General features: G+C 56.2%; 11 protein-coding genes and 1 pseudogene. 7 read left to right on the forward strand and 5 right to left on the reverse strand.

Annotated elements, in window-relative coordinates:
• Nucleotides 1-7 precede the first annotated feature (7 nt).
• From proX to DTP52_RS24155, 7 genes and pseudogenes are all read left to right on the forward strand, one after another.
• Nucleotides 8-1,036 carry a glycine betaine/L-proline ABC transporter substrate-binding protein ProX gene (proX, locus tag DTP52_RS24125; protein WP_109755593.1) on the forward strand — a complete coding sequence of 343 codons (1,029 nt, stop codon included), beginning with the start codon at nt 8-10 and terminating at the stop codon, nt 1,034-1,036.
• Nucleotides 1,037-1,282: 246 nt separating this feature from the next.
• Complete coding sequence (locus DTP52_RS24130; RefSeq protein ID WP_109755594.1) at nt 1,283-2,602, forward strand: FAD-binding oxidoreductase; 1,320 nt, start codon at nt 1,283-1,285, stop codon at nt 2,600-2,602.
• Nucleotides 2,603-2,744: 142 nt separating this feature from the next.
• Nucleotides 2,745-3,647 carry a dihydrodipicolinate synthase family protein gene (locus tag DTP52_RS24135; RefSeq protein WP_109755595.1) on the forward strand — a complete coding sequence of 301 codons (903 nt, stop codon included), beginning with the start codon at nt 2,745-2,747 and terminating at the stop codon, nt 3,645-3,647.
• Between the two features lies 1 nt (nt 3,648).
• The gene (locus DTP52_RS24140) at nt 3,649-5,139 is read left to right on the forward strand and encodes an aldehyde dehydrogenase (RefSeq protein ID WP_109755596.1); all 1,491 of its coding nucleotides are present in this window, start codon (nt 3,649-3,651) and stop codon (nt 5,137-5,139) included.
• Between the two features lie 143 nt (nt 5,140-5,282).
• On the forward strand, nt 5,283-6,629 hold the full coding sequence (dddP, locus tag DTP52_RS24145) for a dimethylsulfonioproprionate lyase DddP (RefSeq protein ID WP_109755597.1): 1,347 nt from the start codon (nt 5,283-5,285) through the stop codon (nt 6,627-6,629).
• A 10-nt stretch (nt 6,630-6,639) separates the two neighbouring features.
• Nucleotides 6,640-7,596 (forward strand): GlxA family transcriptional regulator, encoded by a 957-nt coding sequence (locus DTP52_RS24150; RefSeq protein ID WP_109755598.1) that lies wholly within the window; start codon nt 6,640-6,642, stop codon nt 7,594-7,596.
• Nucleotides 7,593-8,603, forward strand: a pseudogene (locus DTP52_RS24155) (GlxA family transcriptional regulator); the annotation flags it as partial. The gene DTP52_RS24150 and the pseudogene DTP52_RS24155, both read left to right, overlap by 4 nt.
• An 80-nt stretch (nt 8,604-8,683) precedes the next feature.
• On the opposite strand, the gene DTP52_RS24160 reads toward DTP52_RS24155, so the two are convergent.
• From DTP52_RS24160 to DTP52_RS24180, 5 genes are all read right to left on the reverse strand, one after another.
• Nucleotides 8,684-9,676, reverse strand: a complete 993-nt coding sequence (locus tag DTP52_RS24160; RefSeq protein WP_109755600.1) for an isopenicillin N synthase family oxygenase — start codon at nt 9,674-9,676, stop codon at nt 8,684-8,686.
• 274 nt (nt 9,677-9,950) lie between these two features.
• On the reverse strand, nt 9,951-10,199 hold the full coding sequence (locus tag DTP52_RS24165) for a ribbon-helix-helix protein, CopG family (protein ID WP_109755601.1): 249 nt from the start codon (nt 10,197-10,199) through the stop codon (nt 9,951-9,953).
• Nucleotides 10,200-10,250: 51 nt separating this feature from the next.
• Nucleotides 10,251-10,886 carry a dimethylsulfonioproprionate lyase family protein gene (locus DTP52_RS24170; RefSeq protein WP_109755602.1) on the reverse strand — a complete coding sequence of 212 codons (636 nt, stop codon included), beginning with the start codon at nt 10,884-10,886 and terminating at the stop codon, nt 10,251-10,253.
• A gap of 25 nt (nt 10,887-10,911) precedes the next feature.
• Nucleotides 10,912-11,910 (reverse strand): Ldh family oxidoreductase, encoded by a 999-nt coding sequence (locus tag DTP52_RS24175; RefSeq protein ID WP_256594282.1) that lies wholly within the window; start codon nt 11,908-11,910, stop codon nt 10,912-10,914.
• A gap of 88 nt (nt 11,911-11,998) precedes the next feature.
• Nucleotides 11,999-12,898 (reverse strand): glycine betaine ABC transporter substrate-binding protein, encoded by a 900-nt coding sequence (locus DTP52_RS24180; protein WP_109755603.1) that lies wholly within the window; start codon nt 12,896-12,898, stop codon nt 11,999-12,001.
• Nucleotides 12,899-13,055: the final 157 nt, after the last annotated feature.

Consider the following 13,055-nt stretch of genomic DNA (forward strand, 5'->3'; position numbering starts at 1 on the left):
CGCGAAGATGTCTGAATTCAAGCTTTCCCGTCGCATTTTCAATTGCGCTACAGCTTTCGCCATTGCGGCTACGTCCCTGTGCGCAAACGCCTCGGCGAACCAACCGGGGGACGGTGTAAAGGTCACCCCCATCTTCCCCTCTATCGCTGAAGAGCGATTCCGTGGCGAAGTAGCCATGGAAGGCCTCCGAGAGCTGGGCTACAAGGTGCAGGAGCCCAAGGAGACCGAGTACGGCGTCATGATGATGGCCTTGGGTAGCGGTGATGCGGACTTTACCGTGCACTTGTGGGACAAGCTGCACGATAAATTCTTCCAGCAGGCCGGGGGCGATAAAACCATGGTCAAGGCGGGCGACATCATGCCCGGCGTGCTCCAAGGTTATTTGATCGACAAGAAGACCGCTGAAGCCCATGGCATCAAGTACCTCACTGACTTGAAGAAACCGGAAATCGCCAAACTGTTCGACACCAACGGCGACGGCAAAGCAGACCTGACGGGCTGCAATCCTGGATGGGGCTGCGAGCTGATCATCGCCCACCACATGAAGGCCTATGACCTGGATAAAACAGTCACCGTCAACCAGGGCTCCTATTTCGCACTGATGGCTGACACCATTACCCGTTACAAGGAAGGGCAACCGATTCTCTACTTCACCTGGGTCCCACAATGGATCGCCACTGTTCTGGTAGAAGACAAGGATGTGGTATGGCTGGAAGTACCGAAAACCGACCTGCCTGACGGCAAGAATGATGTCGACACGATGTACAAGGGCAAGAATCTCGGCTTTGCGGTAGATAAGGTCGAGGCCGTGTTGAATAAAGACTTCGCCGAGAAGAATCCGGCGGCCTTGAAGTTCCTTTCGGTGATGCAAATCACCACGGCTGACGAAAGTGCCCAGAACTTGAAAATGCAACAGGGCGAGAAAAAACCCGCAGATATCCGCCGTCACGCCAAGGAGTGGGTAGCAGCCCATCGGCAGCAATTTGATGCATGGTTGCAAACAGCTCGCGCTGCGGCGACACAAGCTAATAATTAATAGCCGTACCAAGGTGGGGCAAGTCGATGACTGCCCCGTCCTTTAATGGTTTTCCGTTCGATGTAAGCCGATAGATTCGATACCCCAAGCAATGCAAACGCACTTCGATACCGCCTGATCACATCGTTAATTGAAACTGCAAAGACTTAACATTTACGTCCGTTGGATTCTCAGCACACGTGAAATGACCAAGCACCCTTTTTTGCATGACTGACGTCGGATCGGTTGAATGAACAGGATCTTGAAATGTTAAAAGTATCTTCGTTACCTGCCGATGATCCATCTTGCGGGTGGTACCACTTGAGCAAGGGGCGCCAGATCAAGCCCGCCCATCAAGGCCATAGCAGCGCACGCTGGGTGATTATCGGTGCTGGCTTTACAGGGCTTGCCGCCGCCCGTCAGCTAGCGGCTCATTTCCCCGACGATTCCATCCTGTTGATCGACGCTCAGGAAGTGGGCTTTGGCACTTCCGGTCGCAATGCCGGGTTCGCTATCGATTTGCCGCATGACATCGCCGCGGAGGATTACATAGGCGATATCGCCACGGCGAAAACCACACTGAAACTTAATCTGAGTGGCCTGGGTTATTTAAAAGAGTTGGTTGAACGCCACAACATCGATTGCCAAATGAAGCATTGCGGCAAATATCAGGCAGCCGTTGAACCAAGAGGCATCGCCGTCCTGGAGGCCTACCGTCGCGGACTCGATAAACTGGATCAGCCCTACCAGATGATCGAGGCTGGCGAACTGCCCGAACATATCGGCACGCATTTCTACCGCAAGGCGTTATTTACACCAGGGACTTCCTTGCTTCAGCCTTCGGCGCTGGTCAAAGGTTTGGCCGACAGCCTCCCCAATAATGTGACGCTGTATGAAAACACCGCGATCACTCATGTGGAGTACGGCACGAAGACGGTGCTCAAGCACGCCGCGGGTTCAATCACCGCCGACAAACTGATCCTGACCAATAATGCCTTTGGCATGAGTTTCGGCTTCCTGAAAGGGCGAATGCTACCGGTGTTCACCTATGCCAGCCTGACCCGCCCCATGACCGAACAAGAGCAGGCTCGCCTCGGCGGCCGGCCTTATTGGGGTGTCATTCCTGCGGATCCATTCGGTACCACGGTACGTCGTACACCGGACAACCGTCTTTTGATCCGTAACAGTTTCAGCTTTAACCCCGACGGCCGCAGCGATTCAAAATATCTGAAACGCTTTGTCGCCAGGCATCAGGCATCTTTCGAGCAACGCTTTCCCATGTTGCCTGAGATGACGTTCGAATATACCTGGGGAGGCGCACTGGCTCTTTCACGTAACCATATGGGTTATTTCGGCGAGCTGTCGCCCAATGTCTATGGGGCACTGTGCTGCAATGGGCTAGGTGTTACCCGCGGCACCGCCACCGGCAAACTCTTGGCGGATTGGCTGGCTGGGGAACACTCTGAACTCATCGATTTCGTCTTGAAATCACCAGGCCCATCTCCTAACCCACCCGCCCCACTGGTTTCAGCAGGCGTCAATATAAGTTTGCGCTGGGGGCAGTACCGAGCCGGTAAAGAAAGTTGACCCGCCCCGACAAACTTGAAGAAGTTGAAGACCACTTGCTCGATCTTCAGCACGTGGTCTCCCTTGGTTGAAAAACTGGCTGCGCTGACTCTATCGAGCCAGCGCCGCTTGATAGGCAGTGACATTAACTGGAGCGAGATTAATGAAATTTGAAGGCATTTACACACCGGCCGTTACTCCACTGACCTCTGACGGCAGTATCGATAAGACAGCCTTCGCCGAAGTCCTGGAGTATCTGGTCGACTCCAAGGTGCACGGCATCATTATCGGTGGCTCAACCGGCGAATATTATGCCCACACCGCTCAGGAGCGTTTCGACCTGGCCGCCCAGGCCAAGGACGTGCTGCGCGGTCGTCTACCGCTGATCGTGGGTACCGGCGCCATCCGCACTGAAGACTCGGTCGCCTACGCCGAAGCGGCGAAAGCCATCAAGGCCGACGCGCTGTTGGTTGGCTCGCCGCCCTACGCACTGCCGACGCAAAAAGAGATCGCACTGCATGTCAAGGCGGTGGACCGCGCCGCCGCTCTCCCCATCATGCTTTACAACTATCCAGGTCGGATGAGCGTGAGCATGGGCGAGGAATTCTTTGACGAAGTCCGCGATGTGAAAAACATCGTTGCCATCAAGGAAAGCTCCGGCGACATGGCTCAGATGCACCGTTTGGCCTGCAAATACCCGCACATCGCCCTGTCTTGCGGCTGGGACGATCAAGCCCTGGAATTTTTCGCATGGGGCGCCCGCAGTTGGGTGTGTGCCGGTTCCAACTTCATCCCCCGCGAGCACGTCGCGCTGTACGAGGCCTGTGTTGTCGAAAAAAACTTCGACAAAGGCCGCCGCATCATGACGGCGATGATGCCGCTGATGGACTTTCTGGAAGGCGGAAAGTTTGTCCAGTCCATCAAGTACGGGTGTGAACTGAACGGCTTGCGCACCGGTGGCCTGCGCGCCCCTCTGCACGGCCTGGACCCTGATGAAAAGCAGGCGCTGCAAGGCGTCATCACCGAGCTCAAGCGCAACATTGCGCAGATCACTGGAGGTGCCTGAAATGGCTGATCTACTGACCAAAGAACAGTACGCGGCCATCGCCGCCCAGTTGAAGTTTCCTACCCAGGCGTTCATCAACGGCGAGTTCCGCGATGCCCTCTCTGGAAAAACCTTCATCACGACGAACCCTGCCACGGGTGAAACGCTTGCCGAGATAGCGGCGTGCGATACCCGTGACGTCGACGTTGCCGTGGCTGCCGCCAAGCAAGCGTTCGAGGATGGTCGCTGGCATAAGCTGTCACCCGGCGCACGCAAACAGGTACTCCTGCGTTTCGCCCAATTGCTGGAAGACAACGCCCACGAACTCGCCGTGCTGGAAAGCCTGGACAGTGGCAAGCCTGTCAGCGAATGCCAGAACGTCGATGTGCCCGACACGATCCATACCCTGCGCTGGCATGCGGAGTTGATCGACAAGGTGTACGACAGCACCGCGCCGACCGGCCACGGTGCGGTAACCATGGTGGTACGCGAAGCGATCGGCGTCGTCGGACTGGTTCTGCCTTGGAACTTCCCATTGTTGATGCTGGCCTGGAAGATTGGTCCCTCCTTGGCCGCTGGCTGTTCCATCGTGGTCAAACCGGCCAAGGAAACCACCCTGACCGCGCTGCGCGTTGCCGAACTGGCACATCAGGCCGGTATTCCGGCAGGCGTATTCAATATTACCCCTGGCGGTGGCCGGGAAGCGGGTGAGGCAATCGGCCGGCACATGGATGTGGCGATGGTCAGCTTCACCGGTTCTACCGACACGGGCCGGTTGTTTCTCAAGTACGCGTCCGAGTCGAACCTCAAGCGCGTGGTGCTGGAACTGGGCGGTAAAAACCCCGCCGTGGTGATGAATGACTGCGAAGACCTTGATCAGGTTGCCCAGTATGTGACGGCCGGCGCTTTCTGGAACATGGGCGAGAACTGCTCGGCGTCCTCACGGCTGATCGTCCATAAAGACGTCAAGGATGAGCTGCTGCAACTGATCAGCAAGCATCTGCGCGATTGGAAAATGGGTGACCCACTGGATCCTGAAAATCGCCTCGGTGCGATGATCAGCAAAACGCATTTCGAAAAGGTGCGTTCTTATCTGGACTATGCCGCCGAGCAGAAACTCAATGTGATGCAAGGTGGAGAGACCGAGTCCGGCGTGTTCGTACAGCCGACGATCATCGACGGAGTCGAACGTGATAGTCGCCTGTTTATCGAGGAGATCTTCGGGCCGGTACTGAGCGTCACCAGCTTCAGTACCCTCGACGAGGCCATTGAACTGGCCAACGACACGGTCTACGGCCTGGCGGCATCCGCCTATACCGGCAGCCTGCGCAACGCCTTGCGCCTGTCGCGGGAGATTCGTGCGGGCGTGGTCACGGTCAACTGTTTCGGTGAAGGCGACGCCTCCACGCCGTTCGGCGGCTACAAAGAGTCTGGCTTTGGTGGTCGCGACAAATCCGTCTGGGCACACGATCAGTACACCGAGCTGAAAACCATCTGGATCGATGCTTCGTAACCTGATCGAACACGTGCTGTATTGACAGCGTTCAGCACACCGATCACCGCTTCACGCAAGCGGTGATCGGGTTATCAAGTCCCCCGGCTCGATAGTCGCTTGGTCGCGCAGAGCCTTTCAGCAGATTGAAACTGGACGCCACCATGACAACCTCACCTTTTTCGATTCCAGCCAATGCTCGGCGCATCGACCCGGCCAGGCAGCGTGCAACTGCATTAAAAAAAGATGGCTCGGTCAATGACAACGACCGTGTCGAAATAGGCCCCACTCTCCTGGCTTTTGCGGAGTGGGAGCGTTTGGGCCTGGAGCCGCCCCATTTGCCCACCCTGCGTACGTACCGATTGCAACGACTCGTGGATCAGTTGGTCGCCCGTGACCTGGGCGGCATTCTGTTATTCGATCCACTGAATATCCGCTACGCGACCGATACCACCAACATGCAATTATGGACGACCCATAACCCCGCACGGGCATGCTTCGTCGCCGCCAGTGGGCATGTTGTTCTGTGGGACTTCCATGGCTGCGATCACCTTTCTGCTCACTTGCCGCTGGTGACGGAATTACGCAGCGGCGCGTCTTTTTTCTTTTTCGAGACCGGCGAGCATACGGATCGACACGCCAGGCATTTCGCCGCGCAAATCGACGAGTTGCTGCGCCTACACGCCGGCGCCAACCGCCGGCTGGCGGTGGATCGAATCGAAGTCGCTGGTGTGCGCGCATTGGATGCCTTGGCTATCGAAATGCACAGCGGCCAGGAAGTGACCGAATTCGCCCGCATGATCAAGGGCCCTGACGAGATCAAGGCAATGCGCTGTGCGGTGGCCTCGTGCGAAGCCTCAGTGGCTGAAATGCACCAGGCAATGCGCGCCGGCGTGACCGAAAATGATGTCTGGGCCGCACTGCATGCCGGCAACATCCGCCGCGGCGGCGAATGGATCGAGACGCGAATCCTCAGTTCCGGTCCTCGCACCAACCCCTGGTTCCAGGAGTCTGGACCACGGGTGTTGAGCGACGGCGACCTGTTGTCGTTCGACACGGATCTGATCGGCACCTACGGCATGTGCGTGGACATGTCCCGCAGCTGGATTTGCGGGGGGCTGGAACCTACGGCCGAACAGAAGCGCCTGTATCGAATTGCCCATGACCATATCACCCACAACAGCGAGCTGATCAAGCCAGGCGTGCGCTTCACGGAACTCACCGCCAAGGCGCATCGACTGCCAGAGTCCTACCGCGCCCAGCGGTACGGCGTGCTGTTTCATGGCGTGGGCCTGTGCGACGAGTACCCCAGTATCCGCTACCCGGAGGACCTGGAATCCTACGGATACGAGGGAGAGCTGCAAGCAGGCATGGCCCTGTGTGTCGAAGCGTACGTGGGTGAAGTGGGTGGCCGCGATGGCATCAAGCTGGAGAACCAATTATTGGTCACTGAAACCGGCTATGAGTTGCTGACGCATTACCCCTTCGATAACAGCTTTCTACAGATATGAAGCTTGATTGATGAACCAGTTAATCGAGGGTCATAAAACATCAAGCATAGGTTTTCTCTTGCTTGAGAACTTCTCCCTGACGTGTTTCACGCAATGCCTGGACGTGCTGGTGACCGCAAACCTCATCCAGCCTGGGTCGATAAAAGTGCATACATTCAGTCGCAACGACTCCGAAGTCATGAGCGACCTGGCCATCCCCATCAGACCGGATACCCCCCTGACCGACATCAGAATCGCCGCCCTGGATCTGATGATTGTCTGCGGAGGGTTACGCACGCCTAGAGTCGTGCCTGAGGCGTTGGTGAAGCTATTGAACAAACTCGCCAGCATGCCCATCGCGCTCGGCGGGTTATGGAATGGCGCCTGGTATCTGGGCAAAGCCGGATTGCTGGATGGCTACCGCTGTGCCATTCACGCAGAACAACGGATCGCTTTATCCGAGTTTTCGCCTAACACGAACGTCACGTTGGACGCCGTGGTATTTGATCGAGACCGGCTCACGGCGGCGAGCCCCGCGGGGGCTTTTCAAATGATGATGAAGTGGCTTTATAAAGCGCTTGATCAGAACGTCGCGAACGCAGTTTTTGACGTGTTGGATCACGACCAGTCCAGGTTCCGTACTTCAGTTCAGGTTCAAGATGGCAAGGTCAGCGCCCCGCTACGAGAACTGATCACGTTGATGGAGTGTAACTTGGAGGAGCCGTTAAGCCCGGATCAACTCGCCGAGTGCGTTCAATTATCAAGACGTCAGGTGCAACGTCTTTTCCAGGAGCAATTGGGGGTCCCTCCACAGCGCTACTACTTGGAATTACGACTTAAAGGCGCCCAGCGCCTGATACAGAACTCAAGCCTGACGATCATCGATGTCTCAATCGCCTGCGGCTTTGTTTCAACACCTCACTTCAGTAAATGCTACAGCTCTTTTTTTGGTTATCCACCGTCGAGGGAACGTCGCCACGAACTATGAGAGCTGCACGGGTACGCAACATCCAAAAGGAGCGCAACACAGTGTCCACTTCGCAGCCCCCTGCCCCACGATCCGTCGGATTCCTTCTACTGGATGACTTCACCTTCATCTCCCTGGCATCGGCAATAGAACCCTTGCGCATGGCAAATCAGCTCTCCGGCAGAGAGCTATATCGATGGTTCACCCTGGGCAAGGACGCAAAACCGGTGCGTGCCAGTGCCGGCTTGTACATAACGCCCGACGCCAAAATGGAACAGGCCTCGGCGTTGAATACCGTGATCGTGTGTGGCGGGATGAATGTGCAGGACAGCGTGAGCCATGACCATGTGCGTTGGTTGCAGCACCAAGCCGACCTGGGCCTGCAACTGGGTGCTATCTGCACAGGAAGCTGGGCCCTGGGCAAGGCCGGCCTGCTGGACAGGCATAAGTGCAGCGTCCATTGGCAATGCCTGGCGCAAATGCGCGAAGCGTTTCCTGGAGCGGACATCACTTCACACCTGTTCTCCGTCGGTACTAATCACCTGACCTCTGCCGGCGGCACGGCACCGATGGACATGATGTTGCACTTGATCAGGCGCGAGCACGGTCGTGAGTTGGCAGCGGCGATCTGCGATATGTTCATGTACGAACGCATGCGCGATGATCAGGATCACCAACGGATACCGCTCAAGCATACACTCGGCGCAAATCAACCCAGGCTACAAGCGGCTATCGTGTTGATGGAGGCCAATCTGGATGTCCCCCTGGAGCTCAACGCGTTGGCATTCAAGGTCGGTATTTCACGTCGACAACTGGAGAGGCTGTTTCATAAGTATCTGGACATCTCGCCGTCGCGCTATTACCTCAAGCTGCGGTTAGTCCGGGCACAACAGTTGTTGAAGCAGACCTCATCACCCGTCCTGAAAATAGGCGCGCTCTGCGGCTTTGGTTCAAGTGCGCACTTCACCAGAAGCTATCGTGGCTATTTCGGTGTGACACCGCGTGATGAACGCGCTTCGTCAAATACCTATGGGTAACCCCAACGCCTCCCGGACAGTCACCGTCTCCCTGTAGACGGTGACCGGGTTCTGCACCGCGCCTTCATCCGTCAGACGGCTTCGAACGCCTCCTGCAGGTGGGTGTAGCTGGCGACAAAGCGACTGTATTTGTGTTGGCCGCAGGTGTAGGGCGCATATTTGGCCGGGTTGCTGACGCTGATGCACGTCGCCACGGTCTCGACCGTCGCGTCGAAGTCCAAGTCAATGAAGAATGGAATGGAATACCGTTCAACACCGCTGGTATTGATGACGCGGTGCATAGTCGAGGTATAGCGATCATTCGTCAGGGTTTGCACCAGGTCACCGATGTTGACGATGAACGTATCTTCCACCGGTGGCGCGCTGACCCATTCACCCGCACGATTGCGGACTTGCAAGCCACCAACCTTGTCCTGGAAAAGGATCGTCAGGAAACCATAGTCCGTGTGCGCTCCGATCCCGATTTCCTTTTGTGAAATCTCGCCACTCTGCGAGGGGTAGTGCAACAAGCGCTGGATGGTGATCGGTTTGCGTTGCAGTTTTTCAAAGTAGTTCGCTGGCAGATCCAGGCTCAGCGCAATGGCGCTGATGAGCTTACGGGCCAGCTCAAGCATCGCTTTATGGTAGGCGTCACAGACACCCGAAAATTTCGGAAGCTCGGTCGGCATCAGGTTTGCCCCGAAAAAAGGAGACACTTGCTCATCGTGCGCGCCGTAGTCGAAGCACTCCTTGAAATCACGGGTATTTTCCGGATCGACGTTTTCCGCGTACATGGGTATGTAACCGCGCAGCGTGGGACCTGAATTGACCACGTTCAGTTTATTCTTTTGATTAAACGGCATGGCGAAGAAGTTTTTCGTTTGCGCATACATCGCGTCGATCAAGGCGCGAGATACTCCATGATTCCTAATATAGAAAAAACCAACTTTCTCGCACGTCTCGCCAATCTGGCGAGCAACTGTCAGCGGGTCGCTCCCATCGAGTAAGGGTGCGATATCGATAAAAGGTATTTCTTCGAATGCGGTCTGTTTGCTAGCCAGCCGGGTATCGGTCATCTGAATCATCGGTCGATCCTCAACGAAAACGCCGTTCTTTTAATTATCCTGAAGCACGCTGTAGCTTTTGGAATCAAGCGTGTTCATCCCGATCCCGTTTGCTGAAGTCATTGTTCAGGACTGAACGGACACGAACAAACCATTTTTCATTCAATACTCATGAGAAAATATCAATCATATGAACAAGCCCCTGCCTATATATTTCGACGTTATAGGCAGGGCATTTAATAGTTTGTTCAAGTCAGGCTTTGTCAATTATCTTCCGATCTGATCCATCATTAAGTCAATTCAAGTCATCAATACTGCAGTCCTTGCAAAGCCGTCGTGCGATGCTGTGGCGCCTGGCATCTTTCTCCAGAAGTTCGGTCGCTACAAGTTCTTCAATGCCGGCTCCGGCTTCAATTTTTTCAATAAAGTTCAGAATTGCCTTTTTCATGAACCAATGGGAGGTACGGTCCAACCTGGCCGCCGCGGACTTCAGCCTGGCCTGCGTGTCTTCGTCCAACTTGATACCTTGCGTGGTAACCGCCATGTCTCATCCTCTCAATCACTACCCGAGTTCATCTACTCTTATAACGAGGCACTAATGCATCAGGCCCCACAGTGCCAGAAGTGGAACATCCATCGACTTCATTGCATGGACGCATGACGGGGAGTTGAAGACTAGACCGCCTGGTCCAGGGCTCCACCAACCCACGTCCTCCCGGTACCAGTCGCCCGGCGAAAGAACCAGGTAGAACTCGGCAGGCGGGTGTTGGTGATAGGGGTAGCAGGTCTCGGGCATCAGGAGCGCCAACCCCAGGGTCAAGGTGGAACATTCGAATAGCCCTCCGGGACCGGCGATCATTCCGTGACGATGCCGCTCCACGAAAGCGCTGTCCTGGTCAGCCCGGGCTTGACGGTTTATCCAGGTGACATGGGGCAAGAGCGTGCCGAGCGCAACCAGTATCGCTACCAGGCCGTCATCGGTCCGCGGCGCAGCGTCCAGTGCCGCGGATAAATGGCCCTGCAAAAAAACGGGTAGCGCATTTGAAGTTTGCGCAGTCTTGCTGAGAGTCCATTGGGCGGTATTCAGAGACGCGGTATGTGCTGGCGCCTCATCGCAAGCGCTGCCCGACAGGACGTTCTGAAGCGAGTGCCTGAGCAGGTCCCCGTTGCGGATAATGTCCTGGTCCCACGATGGATCTTCAGTGCTGTTTATCATCGTTTTCGATCCCATTTATCGAGCAATGTGTCGAACTGGCTTACAGGTGACTCAGCTGTTCCAGCAGGTCAACGGGAACACTGATCCCATCATTCTGCGCATTGACCGTTGCGTGTTGCCGTTCCCATCCCGGCCTGTGGACGCCCATCTGCGTCAGGCGGGTCAGTTGACTTGAAAGCCGCTGCTCAAATCCCGTTGAAAAGAACGCCGGCGCCAGGAGCAGGATCAACAGGCCACAGCCAGGCGTCTGGGTCCCCTGGTTGAACGCCGGCGAATCCAACGACCAATTGGCCCCCGTGAGCCCCGCAGCCAGGACCTCGACCATCAGCATCAGATTGGCCCCGCGATGACCACCAAAAGGCAGCAGCGCACCGCTCAACGCCGCCAGTGCATCACGTGTTCCGTTGCCATCGCGATCCACCGCCCACCCCTCAGGAATATCGCTACCCGTCGAGGCGGCGTGGGCGATGTTCACGAATGCGGCGGCACTGCTCGCCTGGTCGAACAACAAGGGAATGCCATCGGCTGAAGGCGCTGCAAACGAGAGCGGATTGGTCGAGTAGGTCTTGCCCTTGGCGCCAGGAACCGCAACCAGCGCCGGCCCGTTTGCGACCGCCAATGCAATCAGCCCGGCCTGGGCAAACCGCGACGTGTAGTCACCCAGTTCACCGCTGGTGAAACTGTTGCACTGGCTCAGCGCGGCCACGCCATTGGCGTGCGCGGCATGGCATAACGAATCGAAGCAGCGATCCACGCCAAGCTGGGCAATTCCGCCACGGGCATCAGACTTGAGAATAATCGCACCGGCGCAGGAGATTCGCGGCTCGGCACGTGGATTGATTCGCCCCGATGAAAAACCCGGCAAGTAATCGACGAGATGGCGAAACCCCACGGCCTGGTTACCCCGCGCTTGCGCAGCAACGGTGGCGTGGGCCAGTGAGTTGGCAACCGCTGGAGAGCAACCCTTCGATTGGCAGAGATGCTTCACCCAGTCGACCGCATCATCAAGGGTAAAGCGACGATAGGCTGTGGTCTTCAAGGGTATCGCCTGAATGTTCGTTCGATGAGCCCGGTGCCCTTCAGCAAGGACACCGGACGGCGACACAGCTACTCAGTAGCAATGGTCATTACTGGGACGGCGTCGCGGAGGCGGTCTGGCTGCCAAACATGGCCTCGAAGCGGGGCTTGTTCGCGGCGTAGTACTCTGCAACGACCTTGTCTGCCGAGCTGTCACGGGCGCTGGCCATCAACTTCTCCAGGTCAGCCTTGGGAATCTTGAAGTTGGCGAAGAACCGCGCGACATCGGGATGCTCGGCGCTGAAGCCTTTACGGGCTACGGCGTGAATTTGTTCGGCACCACCGAAAATCTGCTTCGGATCATCCAGGTAGCGCAGCGGCCACTTGGCGAACATCCAGTGCGGGCTCCAGGCGTTGATCAACGACCATTTGTCACGCTTGAGGTTGCGATCCAGCTCGCTCAACATCCCGGACTCCGAAGAGGCGACCATCTTGTAGCCATCGAGCTTGTATTCTTGAATGGCCTTTTCCGTCAGTTTGTATTGGCCATTGCCCACTTCCGACGTCAGGATCTTGCCACCAAGCTTTTCCCGCACTTCAGGCTTGTTAAGGTCTTCGACACTGGCGATCTCGCTAGTGGGAATGGACGTTGGCACGGCCATGCCGATCCGACCTTCATACAGCACACCGAGGTCTTCGAGCTTGTCTTTGTATTTGTCATAGAACGACTTGTGAGTGCTCGGCAGCCAGACCATCGGAATCAGGTCGATATTGCCGTTGGCCAGGGCCTGGAACTGAATACCAATATCGGCGAGCACCAATTTGACCGGTTGCTTCAAATGGTCGCGCAATGCCGTATCTGCCAGCTTTACAGCGATTTCCGTATCCGACCAGTTCACCCATCCAATACGGATAGGCGTGGGTTCCTCGGCGTGAGCCATCAGGCTAGCGACGGCCATCGCCGCGCCTGCAAGCCAGCCGATACAAGTTTTACTGGATAACGTAATCATGGTGCATCTCCGCGTACTGTATTAATAGTTATTGGCAGGGCAGCAGAAGAAAGAACTTCCCTCATAAAAGCAGAGTGCCATTACACCCTCAAGGGATTTTATGTTATGCGTGGATAAGTTTTAGTTATGCGAAAGCCGTTAGATACTCAGGTGGTTC

It is taken from the genome of Pseudomonas sp. 43mfcvi1.1 (genome assembly GCF_900115935.1).
Lineage (GTDB): Bacteria > Pseudomonadota > Gammaproteobacteria > Pseudomonadales > Pseudomonadaceae > Aquipseudomonas > Aquipseudomonas bijieensis.